The organism is Streptomyces sp. NPDC091649, assembly GCF_044756785.1.
Classification (GTDB): domain Bacteria; phylum Actinomycetota; class Actinomycetes; order Streptomycetales; family Streptomycetaceae; genus Streptomyces.
Genome location: NZ_JBIVTR010000001.1, coordinates 19,453 through 37,936, shown reverse-complemented (window position 1 = coordinate 37,936; position 18,484 = coordinate 19,453). Strand labels below are relative to the sequence as shown.

Sequence of the window (18,484 nt, the reverse complement as noted above, 5' to 3'; positions counted from 1 at the left end):
GCGGTCCGTCCGGGGACGGCGGATGCTGACAGGGTGCGCGACATCCTGCCCGACCTCCGTGCCCGGTGCGCCGACGGCACCCCCTTCGCCCTGGCGACCGTCGTCGCCGTGCACGGCAGCGCACCCCGCGACCCCGGCGCCGTGCTGGCCGTCGACGCGGCGGGAAGGGTCGTGGGCAGCGTCTCCGGGGGCTGTGTCGAGGGCGATCTGTACGAGGTCGCCCGCGAGGTGCTCGCCGGGGCGGCGCCGCGCGTCGTGTCGTACGGGATCAGCGACGACGAGGCGTTCGGTATCGGCCTGACCTGCGGCGGCACCATCGACGTCCTGGTGCGCGCCTACGCCGCCGAGGCCGAACGCCACGACCTCGCGGCCGTGCTCGACCTGATCGCCGCCGGTCTCCCGGTCGCCGAGGCCACGGTCCTGTCCGGCCCGGCGGAGACCGGGGCCCGCCTGGTCGTCCGGCCCACCAGCACCCTGGGCACGCTCGGTATCGAGGGCCTGGACGCCGCCGTCACCGACGACGCCCGGCGGCTGCTCGCCCAGGGCCGCACGGAGATCCAGTGGTACGGGGCGTCCGGCCGGCACCGGACACGGGAGGTCGCCGTCTTCGTACGGACGTACGCCCCGCCGCCCCGCATGCTGGTCTTCGGCGCGATCGACCACGCGGCGGCCACCGCCCGCATCGGCTCCTTCCTCGGCTACCGGGTCACCGTCTGCGACGCCCGCCCCGCCTTCGCCACCCGGGAACGCTTCCCCACGGCGGACGAGGTCGTCCGCGCCCGGCCGCACATCTATCTGGAGTCCACCGAGGTCGACGCCCGCACCGCGATCTGCGTGCTCACTCACGACGCCGGGTTCGACGTGCCCCTGCTGCTGGCGGCCCTGCGGACGCCCGCCGGGTACATCGGGGTGATGGGCAGCCGCCGCACCCACCGCGACCGGCTCGCCCGGCTGCGCGCGGCCGGGGCCGACGAGGACCAGCTGGCCCGCCTCGCCGCCCCCGTCGGCCTGGACCTCGGAGCCCGTACGCCCGAGGAGACGGCCGTCTCCATCGCCGCCGAGATCATCCAGCACCGCCGGGGCGGCACGGGCCGCCCGCTCGGCGAACTGACGGGCGCGATCCACCACGGGGAGCCGGGGCGCCGAGAGGAGCCCGGCCGACGGTGAGCGTCAAGAGCCGGTCCGCGATGCCGTGTTCTCAAGCCCCCTCGGCGCACGCCTCCGCCCAGTGGCACGCCACCTGGGGGTGTCCGCCGCCGTTCAGCACCGGCAGATCCACCGTGCGGCACGCCTCCGCCACCCCCGCCCGCTCCGCCTCGCCCGAGGCCAGGACCTGGCAGCGGACGTGGAACCGGCAGCCGGACGGCACCTTCGAGGGGTCCGGCGGCTCCCCGGCCAGCACCACCGGCTCTCCCTCCGCCTCCGGGAGCACGGACAGCAGGGCCCGGGTGTACGGGTGCTGAGGGGCGGTCAGCAGCCGCTCGACCGGGCCCGTCTCGACGATCCGGCCCAGATACATCACCGCCACCCGGTCCGCGATGTTCCAGGCGAGCCCCAGATCGTGGGTGACCACCAGCGCCGAGAGCCCCAGCTCGTCCCGCAGGCGCAGCAGGAGCGCCAGGATCTCGCCCCGCACCGACGCGTCCAGCGAGGCCACCGGTTCGTCGGCCACGATCAGCTCCGGCTCCAGCACCAGAGCACCGGCGATCACGACGCGCTGGCGCTGACCGCCCGACAGTTCGTGCGGGAAGCGCAGGAAGAATCGTTCCGGCGGCCGGAGTCCGGCCCGGGACAGGGCTCCGGAGACCGCCGCCCGCTCGTCCCCGGCATACCCGTGGATACGCAGCCCCTCGGCCACCGCGTCGTACACCGTGTGCCGGGGGTTGAGCGAGCCGCTCGGGTCCTGGAGGACCAGCTGCACGCGCTTGCGGTACGCCTTGAGCGCCCGGCCCGTGGAGGCGAGCGGTACGCCACCGAAGGTGACCCGCCCCGAGGTGGGCGGGACCAGGCCGAGCAGCGACCGGGCGAGCGTCGTCTTGCCGCACCCCGACTCGCCGACCAGCGCGACGATCTCGCCGGGCCGGATGTCGAGGTCCACCCCGTCGACGGCACGGGCGGTGGCGGCCCCGCGTCGGCCGGGGAAAGCGACCTCCAGCCCCTGGGCGCTGAGCAGCGGAGGACCGCCGGCCAAAGGAGCGGCGGCCGGAGGGGCGGCGCCGACCGGAGGGCTGGTGCTCATGTCGTGCTCCTCGTGTCGTCGGCTCCGGTCGCGTCGTCGGCACCGGAGGAGGCGGGCGCGTCCACCCGCACGCAGGCCGCCCGGCGCTCGCCCCCGGCGTTCCGCAGCCCCGGGTCCTCGGTGGCGCAGGAGTCGAGCGCCACCGGGCAGCGCGGATGGAAGGTGCAGCCGCCCGGCAGCGTCGAGGGGTCCGGCGGGTCTCCCGGCAGGCCGCGCGGGGCGTGCCGGGACGAGAGGTCCCCGATCCTCGGGAACGCGGCCGAGAGGGCCTTGCCGTACGGGTGCCGGGCGTCCGTGTACACCTGCCGGGCGGGGCCCTCCTCGACGACCCGGCCCGCGTACATCACCGAGAGCCGGTCACAGGTGTCCGCGAGGACCGCGAGGTCGTGGCTGATCATGATCAGCCCGACGTCCTGGTCCGCGACGAGCGCCTCGATCAGCCGCAGGATCTGGGCCTGGATCATCACGTCGAGGGCGGTGGTCGGCTCGTCCGCGACGATCAGGCGCGGATCGCAGGCCAGCGCCATGGCGATCATCACGCGCTGACGCTGCCCGCCGGACAGTTCGTGCGGATAGGACCGGGCGCGGGCGGCGGGCAGACCCACCTGCTCCAGCAGCTCACCGGCCCGCTCGCGGGCGGCGGCCGGTGTCGTCCGGCCGTGCAGCAGGATCGGTTCGGCGATCTGGTCCCCGACGCGGTGCACGGCGTTCAGCGAGTGCATCGCCCCCTGGAAGACGATCGACGCGCCCGCCCAGCGGACGGCCCGCAGCCGCCCCCACTTCATGGTCAGGACGTCCTCGCCGTCCAGGAGGATCTCGCCGGACAGCGTGGCCGTCGCGGGCAGCAGCCGCAGCAGTGCGAGGGCCAGCGTCGACTTGCCGCAGCCGGACTCCCCGGCGATGCCGAGCTTCTGCCCGGCCTCGACGCGCAGGTCGACCCCCCGGACGGCGGGGACGGCGTCGCTCCCGCCCCCGTAGGTGACGGTCAGGTCCCGCACCTCCAGGAGCGGCGGGTCACCGGTGGGCTTCGTCGGGCCGGGTGAGCCGGCCGGGTCCGGGCTCGGCGTGGCGGTCGTGGTCGTGGCGGTCAACGGGACACCCCCAGCTTGGGGTTGAGCACGGACTCGATGGCACGGCCGCACAGCGTGAACGCGAGGGCGACCACGGCGATGGCGAGACCGGGCGGAGCGAGGTACGACCAGTTGCCGGAGCTGACCGCGCCGGCCTCGCGGGCGTCCTGGAGCAGACCGCCCCAGGAGACGATCGTGGGATCGCCGAGCCCGAGGAAGGCGAGGGTCGCTTCGGTGAGGATGGCGGTGGAGATTACGAGCGTGGTCTGGGCCAGCACCAGCGGCATCACGTTGGGCAGCACATGGCGCGACATGATGTGCCCGTGCCCGCCGCCGAGCGCCCGGGAGCGCTCGATGTACGGGCGGGACTCGACGGACAGGGTCTGCGCCCGCACCAGGCGCGCCGTCGTCGGCCAGGTCGTCACGCCGATCGCCAGGATCGTCGTCCAGACCGACCGGGACAGGACGGTGGCCAGCGCGATGGCCAGCACCAGCGTCGGCATCACCAGGAACCAGTCCGTCACCCGCATGGCGATGGTCGCGTACCAGCCCTTGAAGTGACCGGCGGTGATCCCGACCAGGGTGCCGATGGCCACCGACAGGAACGCCGCGAGCAGCCCGACCGTCAGCGAGACCCGGGTGCCCCAGAGCATCAGGGCGAGCAGACTGCGCCCGAACTGGTCGGTTCCCAGGAGGAACTCACCGCTCGGGGATTCCATCGGGCCGCCCGGAGCCTGCGTCACGCTCTGCGAATCGGCTCCCACCAGCAGGGGGGCGGTCAGTGCGAGCAGGGCGATCACCGCGAGCACGGCGAGGCCGACCAGGCCGGACCGATGCGTGCGGTACCCCCGCCAGAAGCGGAGCACGGCCGCCCGCCGCCGGGCTCGGGCGAGGGCGCGCGGACTCCGCGCCGGCGGAGCCGTCTCCGGCCGCCCGGGAGGCTTCCCGGCGTCCGGCCCGTGCGGCTCGGGCTTCTCCATGGACGTCGTCATCGGCCCACCCGGGGATCGAGCAGCGGATAGATCACGTCGGCCAGCGTGTTCATCAGGATCACCGCGGCGGCGAACACGAAGAACAGCGCCTGCACCAACGGCAGGTCGGGCACGCTCAGCGCCTGGTAGAACAGCCCGCCCAGGCCCGGCCACGAGAACACGGTCTCCACCAGGATCGCCCCGGCCACCGTGGTGCCCAGGTTCACGAAGAGCAGCGTCACGGTCGGCAGCATCGCGTTCGGCACGGCGTGCTTCCGGCGTACCAGGTCGTCGCGCAGCCCCTTGGCGCGGGCGGTCGTCAGATAGTCGCTGCCCATCTCGTCCAGCAGCGAGGACCGCATCACCAGCAGGGTGCGCGCGTACTCCACCGCGACGAGCGTGATGACGGGCAGCACCATGTGGTGCGCGATGTCCAGCACCCGGTCGAAGCCCTCGGTGCCGCCGGACTCCATGCCGCCCGTCGGGAAGAGCCCGGGGACCGGGCCGATGCCCACCGACAGGGTGATGATGAGGAGCAGTCCGAGCCAGAACGAGGGCACCGAGTACAGCGTCAGCGCGAACGCGGTGTTGGCCCGGTCCCCGGCGCCGCCGTTGCGCCACGCGGAGCGGGCGCCCAGCCAGATGCCCAGCAGCGTGTAGATCACGAAGGCGGTGCCGGTCAGCAGCAGGGTGGCGGGCAGCGCCTCGGCGATCTTGTCGAGGACCGGGGCGCGGAACTGGTACGACGTACCGAAGTCGCCGGTCAGCGCCTTGCCGCAGTACTGGGTGAACTGCTGCCACAGGGGCAGGTCGAGGCCGAACTCACGGCGCATCGCCGCGATCTGTTCCGTCGACACCTGCCGGCCGCCGGTCATCTGCTTGACCGGGTCGCCGGGGATCAGCCGGAAGAGGAAGAAGCTGGTGACGAGGACGGCGAAGAGGGAGACGGCCGCCCCGGCGAGCTTGCCCGCCGCGTAGCGGGCGTAGGCGGCCGTACCGCGGGAGCGTGGGGAGCGGACCGGCGGCCCGGCCGGAGCCGGGCCGCCCGACGCGGTGCTCTCCACGCCCGCCGCGCCCTTCAGCAGGGCGGGAGTGCTTTCTGAGCTCATGGACTATTCACGGTCTTCCGCGGTGGAGCGGCGACGCATGGCGAACAGGAGTCCACCACCGGCGAGGACGACGACGGCGATCCCGATCCCGACGAGCACCCCGGTGGAGCCGCCACCGGAGTCGGAGGAACCGGAGGAGGAGGCCCCGGCGGCCGGGACCGCCGACCACCAGCTCCAGTAGCCGTCCTGGCCGTAGATGTTGCCCGCGGCCGACGGCATGGTGGTGATGGACTCGATGTGGTCGGTGCGGTACGCCTCGACGGCATTCGGGTACGCCATGACGTTCATGTACCCGGTGTCGTACAGCCGCGACTCCAGTTGCTTGACCAGATCCGCCCGCTTGGCGGGGTCGTACTCCGCCAGTTGCCGCTTGTACAGCTCGTCGTACTGCTTGTCGCAGATGAAGTTGTCGGTCGCGGCCGACTCCTTCGCCTTGGTCGGCAGGGCGGCGCAGGTGTGGATCGACAGCACGAAGTCCGGGTCCGGGTTGACGGACCAGCCGTCGAAGGCGAGGTCGTACTCACCGGCGTACCAGGGGTCGGAGACGTTGTCGAGGCAGTCGACCTTCAACCCGATGCCCTGCTCGCCCCACCACTCCTGGAGGTATTTGCCGATCGCCTTGTCGTTGGGGTCGGTGGCGTGGCAGAGGATACGGAAGTCGAGCGGCCTGCCGTCCTTGCCGACGCGCTTTCCCTGGCCGTTCTTCCTGTATCCGGCCTCGTCCAGCAGGGCTCCGGCCTTCGCCGGGTCGTAGGCGAGCTTCTGGTCCGCCGACGGCTTCCAGAAGTAGTCGGAGAAGCGCGGCGGGATGTAGCCCTCGCCCTCGACGGCGTGGCCCTGGAAGACCTTGTCGATGATGGTCTCGCGGTCGACCGCCATGAACAGGGCGTGCCGCACCTTCTGGTCCAGCAGCGCCGGGTGGCCGTCGCCGAACTTCTGCCCGTCCTTGGTACGGGCGCCGGGGTTGACGGCGAGCGCGAAGAACCGCCGGCCCGGGGCGTCGTTGACCTTGATGTCCGGGGCCTTCTCCAGCGAGGCGGACTGGGCCGGGGTCAGACTGGGGCTGCCCGCGACGAAGGAGACCTCACCCTTGCGCAGGGCGGCCACGGCCGCGTCCTGGTCCTTGTAGTAGCGGAAGACCAGCTCGTCGAACTTGGGCGACCCGCGCCAGAAGTCCTTGTTCGCCTTCAGCTTCACGTAGCTGTCGACCTTGTAGTCCGTCAGGATGAACGGACCGTTCCCCACGACGGGGAACTTCTTGTCGTTGTTGAACGTGGAGAAGTCCTCGACCTTCTCCCAGACGTGCTTGGGCACGATCGGCACGTCGAGCGCGGCCATGGTGGCCTGCGGCTCCTTCAGCTTGATGACCAGCTTGTCCTTGCTCGGCGCGGTCACCTCGTCGAAGTTGCCGACGAAGCTGCCGTTGGACGTCGCGGCCCCCTCGTCGGTCATCATCGTGTTGAACGTCCAGGCCGCGTCCTCCGCGGTGGCCTGCTGCCCGTCGGACCACTTCGAGTCCGACCGGATCGTGTACGTCCACGTCAGCTTGTCCGGGGAGGGCTCCCACGCCGTGGCGAGACCCGGGATCGCCTTGTTGTCCTTGGGGTCGTAGTTGGTGAGGTAGTCGTACATCAGCCGGTGGACGCTGGTGCTCAACAGCCGCTGCGCGAGGAACGGGCTGAGCGAGTCGACGCTCTGGGCGACCGCGACCGTCAGCGTCGTCCTGCCGTCGTCGGCGCGGGCCTCGGAGGGTGCGGGGGCGAGTGGATTGCCCGGGACGACGGAGCCGGCGGCGAGCGCCAGGCCCGCTGCGCCGGAGGCCAGCAGGAGGCGCAGCCGTCGGCGTGGCCGGGAGGAGCGGGGCGGAACTCTTGTGACCATGGACGGGACCTCGCGTCATCTCGCTGGAAGAAGGCGGGCGGATCTCTGGTTCGCCAGTCGGTGAAGCGAAGGTTTATCAGCGGTGGTCGAGGCTCGTCAACGGTGTGTCAAACCGCGTGTGGGCTGCGGGAATAGCGGAAGGGCCCGCACCGCGCGAGCGATGCGAGCCCTCATTGGTCTCAACCAGATGCGCCTACTGCTGAGGCGCCGGCGGCGGCTGCGGAGGCGTCTGCTGCCAGCCGGCGGGAGGCACCGGGGCGTGCGGATCGGGCCGAGCCGCCGGGTTGTCCTGCGCGCCCTGCTGTTCCGGCTGTCCCTGCTGCGGCGCCCCCGCCCCGGGCGCACCCGGCCCGGTCTGCGCGGGAGGGGACGGGGCCCACCCGTGCTGCGGCCCGCCCGGCGCCGCCTGCGGAGGGTAGGGGGCGTTCGGCTGACCGGCCGCCTGATATCCCCCGTACGGCGGCTGTCCGCCGTAGGGCTGCTGGGCGTACGGCTGCTGTCCCGGCTGCGGCTGTCCGGGGTGCTGCGGCTGCTGCGGATAGGGCTGTCCGGGGCCGGGCTGCTGCGGTGCGTACGGCTGTGCCCCGGGAACCTGCTGACCCGCGGGCCCGCCGCCGCCCTGCTGGCCGGGCATCGGCCGGCCCGGTCCCGGGTAGCCCTGCTGACCCGGCATCGGCGGGGCGTACTGCGGCGGCGGGTTCTGGCCGTCCGCCGTCCACAGCCCCTGCTGCTGCTGGGCCCGCGAGAAGTCCTCGGCCACCAGCGCCGAGAGGTGGAAGTACGCCTCCCGGGTCTTGGGCCGCATCATGTCGAGGTCGACCTCGGCGCCCGCCGCCAGGTGCTCGTCGAACGGCACGACGACGACTCCGCGGCAGCGTGTCTCGAAGTGCTGGACGATGTCGTCCACCTTGATCATCTTGCCGGTCTCGCGGACGCCCGAGATGACGGTGAGCGAACGCTGCACCAGATCGGCGTAGCCGTGCGCCGAGAGCCAGTCCAGCGTCGTGGAGGCGCTGGACGCGCCGTCGACCGAGGGCGTCGAGATGATGATCAGCTGGTCGGCGAGGTCGAGCACCCCGCGCATCGCGCTGTAGAGCAGCCCGGTGCCCGAGTCGGTGAGGATGATCGGGTACTGCTTGCCGAGCACCTCGATCGCGCGCCGGTAGTCCTCGTCGTTGAACGTCGTGGAGACCGCCGGGTCCACGTCGTTGGCGATGATCTCCAGACCGGAGGGCGCCTGCGAGGTGAACCGCCGGATGTCCATGTAGGAGTTGAGATACGGGATCGCCTGGACCAGGTCGCGGATGGTCGCCCCGGTCTCGCGGCGCACCCGCCGCCCCAGCGTGCCGGCGTCCGGGTTGGCGTCGATGGCGAGGATCTTGTCCTGCCGCTCGGTGGCCAGGGTCGAACCCAGCGCGGTCGTGGTGGTGGTCTTGCCGACGCCGCCCTTGAGGCTGATGACGGCGATCCGGTAGCAGGACAGCACCGGGGTGCGGATCAGCTCCAGCTTGCGCAGCCGCTCGGCCTCCTCCTTCTTGCCGCCCAGCTTGAACCGGGAGGCGCCGGAGGGGTTGCGGCTGCTCTTGGCCTTCTGCTTTCCCCGTACCAGCCGGTCGGAGGAGAGCTCGACGGCCGCCGTGTACCCGAGCGGGGCGCCGGGCACGGACCGCTCCCGCTGGTCGTGAGCGACCGGGTTGGGCCAGGCCCCGCCGGCACGCGGGTCGACGGGTGGCTGCTGCTGGTGCGGCGGCTGGGCCTGCGCCGGGGGCTGCTGCCCGTACGCGTCCGGCTGCTGCGGGGCGACGGGCGCGGGGAGGTTCGAAGAGCCCTGGGCCGGGAAGGGCGGCTGCGGTGCGTGGGGCGTCTGTCCCGGCTGGTGGGGGGCCTGCCCGTGCGGACCCTGCCCGCCGTGTTGCTGCTGTCCTTGCGCCGCCTGCTGGCCGGCCGGCGGGAAACCGTAGCCGCCCTGAGGGGGGAAGCCATAACCGCCCGCGCCCTGAGGCGCGTGGGGAGGGGCCTGCGGCGGCAGCGGTGCTCCGGGCCCGGGGGAGGGGTGGCCGGGCGAGCCGGGGAACGGCTGCTGGTGCGGAGGCTGGGGCGCTTGCGGTGTCTGGGGCTGAGGTGCGTGAGGCGCCTGGGACGCCTGGTGTGCCTGTGCCGCCTGGGGGAAGCCGTAGCCGCCGGGCGCCTCGTTCGGAGGGACCGAACCGGGCCACTGCGCCGCGGGCTGCGGTGCGGAGGGCCCCGGAGCGGCCGGCTGGAAGGCGGGCGGCAGGGGCGGCAGCGCGCCGCCCTGTGCGGGCGGCGACCACGGCGCGGACGCGGCGGCGGCCTGCGGGGCCTCGGCGGCGGGCGGCGGCACGTGCCGGGGCGCCGCGTCCTGGGGACGCGCGTCCTGCGGTACGGGGTGCTGGGGGCCCGCGTCCGTGGCGGCGTCGGGGGCGGGCGCCACCTCGGGGCCCGGGGCCGCGTCGGCGCTTGCCCCGGGCGCGCTCGCGTCCTCGGAATCCGCGGGGCCTGTGTCCGTACGGGAGGCGGCTGCGGAGTCCGTGTCGGCGTCGGCCGCCGGGCGGGACGGGGCGGGAGGCTCGGAGGACGCGGCGGCCGACGAGGCGTCGTCGGATTCCGTACCGGAGCCCGGGGCGTCGGCCCGCTCGGGGCCCTTCGCCCCGGCAGCGGACGCGTCTTCCCCGACGGTCCCGGAATCCGGAACCGAAGCCGGGCCGGCGGCGGTCCGGGCTGCGGCTTCCGCCTCGCGTTCGGCGATCTCCCGCTGGAGCGCGGCGGGCGAGAACCGCATCGTCGCGCCGCTTTCCACATCGCCGCCACCGAACGTACCGGCGTCCTCGCTCCGGGCGGCCGGAACAGCCGGTGCACCCGGGGCCTGTGCACCCGGGGTCCGCGCGTCCGGACTCTGTGCGCCCGCGGCCCGCGTCTGCGGCGGCTCCGGTACGGCGGGGGAGTGCGGGGTCTTTGGGACCGCGGGCTCGGCGGGCGCCGGCGGCGCGGGTGCCCAGTCGGGGTCGAAGCCGCCGGGCGTCGCCGACAGACCGGGCGTGGACAGGGGGGCGCCGACCGGCGGCGGAGGGGGCGCCAGGTGCGAACCCGACCCCCCCGACGAGTCCCCCGACGCGTTCTGCGTGTACCAGGCGGGAGGGGTGTAGTCGATGGTGAACTCACCCGTCATCTCGGCGGGATCCGCGTCGGACGACTCGTCGACGGGCAGGTCCCATCCGCCGCGGATCTCGTCCCGATCGCCGTTCACTTTGCCTCCTGGTGTGGTCGAGCACCCTTGTGCCGTGGTGGGTGGGGGCGACCGTTCCCGATGTGCCGGTCCGCCCGGCTCTCCCCCTTGCGACGCGCATCCCCTGCTCGCAGGTTCTTCCGCCGCGCCCCACCCACCCTAATCGCCATCCGCTGAACTCAGGCAGGGCGTGGGGCACGGCAAACCCCGCCCTCCCGGCCGCCTGTCACACCCCGGTGAACGACGTGCGACGGAAAGGGGGCGGTGGGAGGGGCAATCCAGGCCATACGCGCCGGTAACCGGACGGGCGAGGCCGAACCTACGTGAGGTCGAACTCGCCGTCGCGAGCGCCCAGGACGAACGCCGTCCACTCCGCCTCGGTGTACCGCAGGACGGTGTCCGGGTCCAGGGAGGAGCGCATGGCGACGGCGCCGCCCGGCAGATGCGCGATCTCGACCCGCTCCTCGGCGTCCTCGGTGCCGGGCGCACTGAGCCACGTCACATCCGAGATGTCGAGAGCGTAGAGCTCATCCTTTTCCTGCTGGGTGCCCATGACGGCGTCCCTTCGATCGAGCGGATTCGGTGCGGGTCCATGTTCCACGGAGTACGGGGTGTTCGTGGGCCGAACGGCGCAGGAATCAGTCCATCCGGCGAGCGGTGCCCAGCAGACCGGTCTCGGCGTCCGTCGCGTTGGTCATCACCCAATGGTGTTCCGGCCCGGCCACCCACAGCGTGACGCCGTCCGCCAGCGTGGGCAGCGCCTCGTACTCGGCGCGCGCCAGCCCCAGGATCCGGCCGATCTGCTCGGCCTCGCCGGGCGAGACCCGTTGGACGCCCACCAGCGCCGACGACCGCATCAACCGCGGTGCGACCGGGCTCAGATACGGAAGCAGCGTCAGCACGGACTGCCACGGCGAGGACACCACGCGCCCGCGCGGCGGCCGCATGCCGCAGTCCCGCACGACGACCACGGGACTGCCCACCGTCGCCCCCGTCGGCGGAACGCGCCCCACGTCGTACAGGGACACACACTCCAGCCCGGCACCCGCCGCCTGGGCGAGCGTGGTCCACGCCTGGACGCGGCCGGTCTCGACCGCCACCCGGGCGCCCGTGCCCGCCGCCCGCAGCGCCAGGACCTGCGCCGTCCACAGCCCGCCGATCAGCGTGACGTCGTAGGGCACGGGGCGATGGAAACCGATGAGCTGCGGCCGGTTGTTCGCGTCGTTGCCGATGATCACGCCGTCGTCGCCGACGGGCAGGGACAACGCGCCGAGATGATCCGCCGCCACGGTGTGGCCCGCATGACGGGGGCCGCGCAGCCCGCGCCGCGGCTCGGTCCGATTGCTCACTGTGCGCCTCCCAGGGGGAGCGTGGCCAGAACGCCCGGCAGCTGCTCGCGGTCCAGCCGCGCCAGCCCCACCTTCGCGTGCCGGGCCGCCTGCTCCAACGTCCTTCTCACGCCGATCAGTTCGGTGTCCGAGCCGCCGGTGACCCGCACATGGCCCGCCACCCGCGTCGAGCCCTGGCGCTCCCCGCGGCGCACCGTCAGGCTGAACGTCGTCGCGTACGCGGGCACCGAGGTCAGCAGCGCGACCAGCTGCGGCAGCGGCGTCGCGCCCCGGCCCAGCTCGGGCCAGCGGTCCACCGCGTACGTGGTGTGCCAGCGGTCATCACACCGCCAGACCCGCGACGTCTCCATCGTGCGCCGCTGCTGTGCGGCTTCCGGCCGCCCAGCCCGGCCCGACAGGATGGGACTGGCGCACGCGGACGTGGCCACGGCGGAGTTCACCTCGTCCTGGTCGAGCACCGCGGCCTGGAAACCCGCACCCGTGATCCGGCTCGCCACATGGTCGGCGACCCGCACCAGACAACGCTGAGCACCCTGAATCCCGCCGCCGCGCGCCTCGATGGCCTCACGGCACAGTTCCGGATCCAGCTTCAACGCCACCCACGTCATCCGCAGGGCGGGCGCACCGGTCTGGTCCTGCAGCGGGGCGTACGAGAGCCGGGCCACCGACTGCTGCGGCAGATGCGGGGCCGGCGCGCACCGCACCTGCTGCACCAACTGCGCCGACTCCAGCACGATGTCGTCCACCCGCAGGGCGTCGCCCAGCAGGGACAGCGGGAGCGAACGGGCGCCGAACGCGGGCCGCAACGACTCGCCGCTCGCCTCCACCCGGACCACAGCGGTCAGGAACGTGCCGTCGCCGAGCATGCCCACCGTCCGGTGGGCCCGGTCCACATAGACCTGCGGGCCGAAGCCGGGCACGTTCTCGGCGACCGCGGCCAGCATCGGCTCCGCGTCCGCCGGCGGCGTGCCCGCGGCCCGGCGCCGGGCCCGGAGCCCGAGGGCGCTCGACACCCAGTCCTGGAGCGCGCGGCCCCGTCGGCGTACCACCGCGAGGGCGACCAGCAGGCAGAGCAGCACGAGCGAGGGGATCAGCCACGCACCGCCGAGAACCGCGCCCACCGCGGCGATCACGAGGCCCACCTCGACGATCACCAGCTGCCGCAGCACGGGGCGCACCCGGTCGGTACGCGAGATCGAACGCAGCGTCGTCGCGGCGGGCGCGTTCTGCCCGGCCGTGCCGGAGGGCCCGGCGGGGGGCGTCGCGGGCGACGCGTTGCTGCGTTGCCTCCGGGAAGTCCTGGAGGTTCGACGGCCGGCCCGCCCGGTACGCTCGCGCGTAGCTGCACCCATCGACGCGTTGCCCCCTCGTGTCCGTATTCACCGCTTTTTACACGGGTGTTGATCGGGTCGTCACCCTACCTGAGCACAGGGAGCGGAACCCCAGCAGGCATAGTAGGAACGCGGTACGGCAGCGGGGGCCGACGGTGCGTATGGGACCCTGTTCGATCACTGGGGAGAAGGGGCAGCGGACACATGGCATCACGGCGGGATGAGCTCAACGCCTATACCTTTGCGAAGCGGAGGTTGATCGCACAGTTCCTGCAACCCAACCCCACCGGTTCCGAGGAAGGCGCCCCCCGGCCGCTGCGCGCGGTACTGCCCGGGGCCGTCATCGCCGTCGTGGTTCTCGCCGTCTTCGGCGCCTGGGGCATGTTCAAACCGGTGGCGCCCCAGAAGTGGGACGCTCCCAAGGAACACGTCATCATCGCCAGCAAGTCCACCACCCGCTACGTGGTGCTGGAGACCGACGGCAAGAAGCAACTGCACCCCGTCCTGAACATGGCCTCCGCCAAGCTCCTGCTCGCCCCGGACAAGGGCACCGTCGTCAACGTCAGCGAGTCGGTCCTGGACAGCGGCAAGATTCCGCACGGCGCCACCCTCGGCATTCCGTACGCCCCCGACCGGCTGCCCGACTCCAAGGAAGCGGGCGGAGCCAAGCGCTGGGCGGTCTGCGAACGCCCCGGCGAGGGCGGCAGGGCCATCCAGAAGGCGACCTTCATCTTCGCCGAGCGCGAGGAGAAGAAGACCGAGGGCAAGAACGCCCTGCGGGGCGGCGAGCTGATGTACATCGAGGGCCCGGACCGGACCCGCTACATCGTGGACGCCGCCGGCAAGGCATACCCCGTCAAGAACGACGAACTGCTGCTCCGCACCCTGGTCGGCCAGGGGACCAAGCCCCAGCGGGTCTCCGCCGCCTGGCTGGCCACCCTCCACACCGGGGCGCCGATCACCTTCCCGACCCTCGACGGCGTCCCCGGAGCCCCCGCGGGCGCCCCCGGTACCCTGGACGCGCAGACGAACCGGGTCGGCATGGTCCTGGCCGCCACGGCGGGAACCAAGACCCAGAGTTACGTCGTCCTGCCGGGCAGGGTCGCCCCGGTCTCCGACTTCACCGCCAAGCTCCTGCTCAGCAGCCGGCAGCTGGTCGACCTCAAGCAGGCGGGCAACGCGAAGCCGGTGAGCGCCGCCGAACTCGAACCGGGCGCCCCCTTCAACCAGAAGGCGGACTGGCCGGTCAGCAAGCCCGAGCCCGTCAACTCCCCGAGCGTCACGAAGGGCAGCCGAAACACCGTGTGCAATGTTCTGCGCGGCGTCGACGCGGACAGCGGTGACACCACGCTGAGCACGTGGGTGGGCACGAGCTTCCCCGCGACGCTCCCCACCGGCTCCAGCAGCGCCTACGTCACGCCGGGGTCGGGCGAGTTCTTCCGCCAGTTCAAGGGCTCCACAACCAGCGCCGGCTTCCTCTTCCTGGTCACCGACACCGGCCTGCGCTACGCGATGCAGTCCAACAGCGACAGCGGCCAGGACGACTCCGGCATCGGGGAATCCGGTTCGAAGGAGGAACGGGAGTCCCAGCAGCAGGAGGCGCAGCAGGCGCAGAACCGGCTCGGCTACAAGGACGTCGACCCCAACCCCGTACCGGCGGTCTGGTCCGCGCTCCTGCCGACCGGGCCCCGGCTCTCGACCGGCGCCGCCAGCCAGCCGCAGGGTTCGTGAGCGTGGGTATGGACATGGCGGCCCCCGACCGCCCCCTGACCCGCCGCCTCCTGACCGCCGGGGCGGCCGCGGCCGTCCTCCTCGTCACCCTGCCGGTGCTCCCGGCGGCCGCGGCCGACTCGACCCAGTGCACGTTCCCGTCGAAGAACTACCCGGGCCGCCCCTGGGCGTTGCAACGCGTCCTGCTGGACGAGGTGTGGAAGCAGTCCACCGGCAAGGGCGTACGCGTAGCGGTCATCGACACCGGCGTCGACGTCAGGAACAAACAGCTCAAGCCCGCGGTGGACACCGGGGCCGGTCGCAACTTCCTGCCGAAGAACCTCAAGGCCGACGACGGCACGAAGATCGAACGCGGCAAGGAGAACGGCACCACGGACACCGTGGGCCACGGCACCAAGGTCGCCGGCATCATCGCCGCCCGCGAGATGAAGGGCACGGGCTTCAGCGGCCTCGCCCCCGACGCGACGATCATCCCGCTCCAGCAGAACGACGCCGAGGGCCACGGCACGACCGAGACCCTCGCCGACGCGGTCCGCTACGCCACGGAGAAGGCGGACGCGGACATCATCAACATCTCCCAGGACACCGCCGACGCCGTGAAGCCGTCCCCGGCCCTGAGGCAGGCCGTGGACAACGCCCTCGCCCGGGAGATCGTCGTGGTCGCCTCGGCCGGCAACGACGGGCTCGGCGGAAACGTCAAGGAGACCTACCCGGCGTCCTTCGACGGTGTCCTCGCCGTCGCCTCCTCCGACCGCAACAACGAACGGGCGCCCTTCTCCCAGTCCGGCGAGTTCGTCGGCATCGCCGCCCCCGGGGTGGACATGGTCTCCACGGTCCCCGGCGGCGGACACTGCGCCGACAACGGAACCAGCTTCTCCGCCCCGTACGTCGCGGGAGTGGCAGCCCTGATCAAGGCGAAGCACCCCGACTGGACGCAGGAGCAGATCGTCGCGCAGATGCAGCAGACGGCGGAGCGCTCGGTCGCGGGCCACGACCGCCTGGTCGGCTGGGGCGTGGTCGACCCGGTGCGCGCCCTCACCGAGGACGACAAGCCGATCGACCGTCCGGTCGCGAGCGAGGGCATGAGCAAGGGCAAAGCCCCGACCCCCGCCGAACTCCACCTGGGCGAAACGGCCGACGAGCGAAACGCGCGCCTGGCGACGTACGTCATGGTCGGCGGCGGCGTCCTGGTGGCGGCCATCGCGGGCACGGCCGTGGCGGTACGGGACACGCGGCGGCGCACGGGGCGCCTGCCGGGCGGGGCGTAGCGGTCGGGGACGGGGAGGGTGCCTGCATGAGACAAGTCACGTGGGCGGCAAGTCGATTGGCGCTGTCGTAGCCAGTGACTAGAGTTGTCGGGATTGAGATCGGATCGGATCGCGTCAGTGCGATAGCAACGCGGGACGGTCCGAGCAAACGGGGATGCAGAACGGGGAGGACGGCATTGTGACCGATCCAGGTGGTGGCGGCGGTACGGGTGATCTCAGGCGCGGAGTGGGTGCGCTGGAGAAGTTCAAGAAGCGGGTGGACGCCCTGCTGGCGGACTTCGAGGGCTCGGCCGCCAGCAAGACGAAGGTCGCCGACCAGAAGGTCTCGCGGGCCTCGCTGAGCGGCCCGAACGCCCGCTTCGCCGAGGCGGACGGCCTCTACACCCAGTACAACCGGGTCCACTCCTCCCTCGTCTCGCTCTCCAGGTCCCTCGGCGACCAGATCGAGTACCTGAGCCTGGGCGTGCACGCGGCTGCGGTCGGCTTCGACAACGTCGAGGACGACATCAGGCGGCGGTTCTACGAGATCCAGGCGCGGATGGACCAGGAACGCGAGAGGCACGCGGCGTCCGAGCAGGCGAACAAGGACAAGCAGTCGGACTCCGGGTGGGCAGCCGAATGAGCGACGAGAAGCAGCAGAACCTGACGCCCGCCGAGCAGCACAAGCAGGACGAGGGGCGGGTCCAGACCCAGATCGTCGTCACGGACATGTCCGAGATGGCCGGCCGTGCCCTGGAATCCTTCGGCTTCGGCAACCCCCGCACCGGGGGGCGTACCTCCTTCGAGGGACACAAGCTCAACGCCATCATCGACATGGTGGAGAACGCCAACCCGGAACACCTGGAGAGCGCCGGCGAGGCCCTCTGGAAGGCCCGGGACGCCATCCGGCGCGCGGCGAAGGAGCTGAAGGACCACCTCAAAGGGGTCGACTGGGAGGGCGAGTCCGGCACGGCCTTCCGTGCCTTCGGCACGGGCCTGGCCGCCCACGCCGAAAAGCTGGGCGACTTCGCGGACGCGGCCGGCACTCAGATCACGGTCGCGGGTACCGGTTTGGCATCGGTGAAGAGCGCCATGCCGCCGCGCGACCGCCGGATGATTCAGACGGACGTGGACGACATTCTGTTCCCGGCCCGGACCGAGACCAACCCGCAGTACGCGGCTGCCTTGGAGGTGGAGAAGAACCGCCAGGAAGCCATCAACCAGATCAACCGGTTGGCGTCGTACTACTCGGTCTCCGAGGAAGTGCTGGCGGCGCAGGAGCCGCCGCGGTTCGAGAAGAGCCTCGGTATCAAAATGCCGAAGCCGGTTGATGTCGGCCAGGCCACTCCTCCCTCCTCCTCGGCCTCGACCACGAGCCCCGAGGCTCTCGGTTACGCTGCTGCACCGAGCTCTTCGGACCGTCCGATCACGGGCGGCGCCGCCACAGGGGCCGCAGTCAGCCGGCCACAGGCTGAAGTTCTCGGTGATGCACCCCCGCTGGGCAAGAGCACTGCTACGGAGATCAACAGCGTTGCGCCCCCCCAGGCTCCGACGACGATCCCCAGCGCGCCATCGCTACCCTCTCCCACGCCCACCACGGGCCCGCCCGGGATGCCGCCGGCTGCCGTGCCGCCCCCCTTCATGCCCACCAAGCAGGGGAACCCGCCACGCACGACTGGCCCTTCAGTGCAACGCACGGTGAACCAGACCGGCCTGGGCATGGGCAAGGCGCAGCCCACAGGGGGAGGGCCCGTAGCCAAGGGGCCGGGCGGGCCCCCAGTCGGCCGTCCCAACCCCATGGGAGGTGGAGGTTCCTCCACGGGGCGTCCGCCGGTCGGCTCGCAGTCGCCGATTACCGGCCGTTCCACTGCGACGGGCGGACGACCGGTCACCGGCCAGGGCGGGACGCCCATAGGCGGCGGACCTGGTGCGGGGGGCAGAAACGGCATCGTCGGCGGAACCCCGCAGCAAGCGCCGCAGGGCAGGGCGGGGACTTCGGGCCAGCGGGGAGTGATCGGGGGGCGCGGAGCAGATGCGGCTGCCTCTCGTCCTGGCGGTCGGCCTGCGCAGGCTTCGGGTGCCAACGGAGTCGTGGGTGCTCCCCGTAAGGCTGGAGGAGCTGGCTCTAACGCCAAGGGCTTCACGGCCGGTGGTGCAGGGCTGGTTCGTGGTCCTGCTGGTCGACGGAATGCCGGCCGGGACGACGAGGACAGCGGGTCGGCCCGTCCCGACTACCTGACGGAAGACGAAGAGACGTGGAATGCCGGACGGCGCGGAGCTGTGCCGCCGGTGGTCGAGTAGCAGTCCCAGGG

Annotated in this window: 14 protein-coding genes; 5 read left to right on the top strand and 9 right to left on the bottom strand. The window is 72.4% G+C overall.

From position 1 onward, the window contains the following. The first annotated feature begins 33 nt into the window (after positions 1–33). Entirely contained in the window at positions 34–1,167 is a 1,134-nt protein-coding gene (locus tag ACIQMU_RS00150) for an XdhC family protein (protein WP_352238517.1), read from the top strand. 31 nt (positions 1,168–1,198) lie between these two features. Here ACIQMU_RS00150 and ACIQMU_RS00145 read toward each other — a convergent pair whose 3' ends face one another. From ACIQMU_RS00145 to eccE, 9 genes are all read right to left on the bottom strand, one after another. Continuing rightward, a complete protein-coding gene (locus ACIQMU_RS00145; protein ID WP_402687957.1) occupies positions 1,199–2,239 on the bottom strand; it encodes an oligopeptide/dipeptide ABC transporter ATP-binding protein in 1,041 nt (346 codons plus the stop codon). Beyond that, a complete protein-coding gene (locus tag ACIQMU_RS00140; protein ID WP_402687956.1) occupies positions 2,236–3,330 on the bottom strand; it encodes an ABC transporter ATP-binding protein in 1,095 nt (364 codons plus the stop codon). Before ACIQMU_RS00140 ends, ACIQMU_RS00145 begins: the two co-directional genes overlap by 4 nt. Next, positions 3,327–4,301 (bottom strand): ABC transporter permease, encoded by a 975-nt coding sequence (locus ACIQMU_RS00135; protein ID WP_402687955.1) that lies wholly within the window; start codon positions 4,299–4,301, stop codon positions 3,327–3,329. The genes ACIQMU_RS00140 and ACIQMU_RS00135 overlap by 4 nt, the downstream gene beginning before the upstream one ends. Beyond that, entirely contained in the window at positions 4,298–5,389 is a 1,092-nt protein-coding gene (locus tag ACIQMU_RS00130; protein WP_352238521.1) for an ABC transporter permease, read from the bottom strand. Before ACIQMU_RS00130 ends, ACIQMU_RS00135 begins: the two co-directional genes overlap by 4 nt. A 3-nt stretch (positions 5,390–5,392) precedes the next feature. Next, entirely contained in the window at positions 5,393–7,270 is a 1,878-nt protein-coding gene (locus tag ACIQMU_RS00125) for an ABC transporter substrate-binding protein (RefSeq protein ID WP_352238522.1), read from the bottom strand. Positions 7,271–7,463: 193 nt separating this feature from the next. Next, positions 7,464–10,535 (bottom strand): SCO5717 family growth-regulating ATPase, encoded by a 3,072-nt coding sequence (locus ACIQMU_RS00120; protein WP_352238523.1) that lies wholly within the window; start codon positions 10,533–10,535, stop codon positions 7,464–7,466. Between the two features lie 298 nt (positions 10,536–10,833). Then, complete coding sequence (locus ACIQMU_RS00115) at positions 10,834–11,067, bottom strand: DUF397 domain-containing protein (RefSeq protein WP_352238524.1); 234 nt, start codon at positions 11,065–11,067, stop codon at positions 10,834–10,836. Between the two features lie 85 nt (positions 11,068–11,152). Next, on the bottom strand, positions 11,153–11,863 hold the full coding sequence (locus tag ACIQMU_RS00110) for a hypothetical protein (protein WP_352238525.1): 711 nt from the start codon (positions 11,861–11,863) through the stop codon (positions 11,153–11,155). Beyond that, the gene (gene eccE / locus ACIQMU_RS00105; RefSeq protein ID WP_352238526.1) at positions 11,860–13,215 is read right to left on the bottom strand and encodes a type VII secretion protein EccE; all 1,356 of its coding nucleotides are present in this window, start codon (positions 13,213–13,215) and stop codon (positions 11,860–11,862) included. The genes ACIQMU_RS00110 and eccE overlap by 4 nt, the downstream gene beginning before the upstream one ends. A 183-nt stretch (positions 13,216–13,398) precedes the next feature. On the opposite strand from eccE, the gene eccB reads away from it, so the two are divergent. The 4 genes from eccB to ACIQMU_RS00085 all read left to right on the top strand — a co-directional run bounded on the left by eccB (position 13,399) and on the right by ACIQMU_RS00085 (position 18,473). Further along, entirely contained in the window at positions 13,399–14,925 is a 1,527-nt protein-coding gene (gene eccB / locus ACIQMU_RS00100) for a type VII secretion protein EccB (protein WP_352238527.1), read from the top strand. A gap of 14 nt (positions 14,926–14,939) precedes the next feature. Continuing rightward, entirely contained in the window at positions 14,940–16,193 is a 1,254-nt protein-coding gene (mycP, locus tag ACIQMU_RS00095) for a type VII secretion-associated serine protease mycosin (protein WP_402688233.1), read from the top strand. Between the two features lie 154 nt (positions 16,194–16,347). Further along, a complete protein-coding gene (locus tag ACIQMU_RS00090; protein ID WP_402687954.1) occupies positions 16,348–16,815 on the top strand; it encodes a hypothetical protein in 468 nt (155 codons plus the stop codon). Beyond that, positions 16,812–18,473 (top strand): WXG100 family type VII secretion target, encoded by a 1,662-nt coding sequence (locus ACIQMU_RS00085; protein WP_402687953.1) that lies wholly within the window; start codon positions 16,812–16,814, stop codon positions 18,471–18,473. Before ACIQMU_RS00090 ends, ACIQMU_RS00085 begins: the two co-directional genes overlap by 4 nt. Positions 18,474–18,484: the final 11 nt, after the last annotated feature.